General features: G+C 63.2%; 1 protein-coding gene. It reads right to left on the bottom strand.

The window, feature by feature from the left end; genetic code table 11:
* On the bottom strand, positions 1 to 1,236 hold a 1,236-nt coding region (locus tag AC3WS7_RS18665; protein WP_492657391.1), incomplete at both ends, for a TolC family outer membrane protein.

Genomic DNA, 1,236 nt, shown 5'->3' with positions numbered 1-1,236 from the left:
ATTGATGGGATTCAAATCCTCGGCCACCAGCGAGCCATTGGCCTGCTTGAGCTTCAAGCCGCCCACCAGCACGTCATACCGCGCCTTGGCCAGCTTGGCCTTGGTGTCAAACAACTGGCTCTGGCTGTTGAGCACATCGATGTTGATGCGCACCCCCACCTGGTAACCCAGCTTGTTGGCATCCAGCGCACTTTGGCTTGAGGCTTCCGCCGCTTCCAAGGCCTTGACCTGGCCTTGGCCCGACAGCACCCCAAAGAAAGCCGTGCGGGTACCCTGGGCTACTGCACGTTTGGTGGCTTCCAGATCGGTACGCGCCTTGTCTTCCAGCGCCAGGGTTTCCTTGATGCGGTTTTGGGTGGAGAACCCGGCAAACAGCGGCAGGTTGAAGGAAAGTCCTACGGTGGCCACATTCACCCGGCTGTCGGCCACGGCGGTGGAGGTGCCATTGTTGTTGACCGCCGAGTAGCTGCCCGTCAGGTCCAGCGTGGGCTTGTGGCCAGCTTCGGCCTTGGCGGTCTCCAGCTTGGCCACGTCCAGCGCAATCTCTTGCTGCTGAATGCCAGGGTGGCGGGTGGCCGACTGCTGCACCCAGGCTTCGGCGTCGGCCGGCTCCAGCGGGGCCAGCACCACCGGGGCAGCCAAAGGCTTGGGGGCTGCATCACTCTTGCCCACCAGCTGGTTCAGGGCTATGGTCTTGACCCGCAGATCGTTCTCGGCCGCCAGTTCCTGGGCAATCACCAAGTCATAACGGGCCTGGGCCTCGCGGCTGTCGGTGATGGTGGAAGTACCCACCTCAAAGTTGCGCTTGGCCGAGGCCAATTGCTCAGCCACGGCGGTCTTCTGGCTCTTCACAAAGGCCAGGCTGTCGGTAGAGGCCAGCACATCAAAGTAGGCCTGGCTCACCCGCACGATCAAATCCTGCTCGGCGGCTTGCAATTGGGCCTGGGCCAAAGCCACTTGCTTGTTGCCCTGCTCGTAGCTGGCCCAGTTGGCCGGACGGTACAAAGGCTGGGAGGCACTGAGGGTGGCGGTCTGCGAGCCGTACGAACGCTCGGGTTGGGGCAGGATTTCCTGATTGGAGCGGCTTGCACCCAGGGCAAAGTTGGCCGTGGGCAGGATGGCGGCCCGGGCCTGGGCGGACTTGGCCAGGGTGGCGTCGAACTGGCTCTTGGCGGATTGGTAGCTGGCGTCAAAGCCGCGTGCGGCGGTGTACAGGTCTACCAGGCTTTGGGCTTG

This window comes from Rhodoferax sp. EU05-FHT12H12, assembly GCF_058791215.1.
The sequence above is the reverse complement of the archived record's forward strand: the minus strand, read 5'-3'. Positions and strand labels throughout refer to the sequence as shown.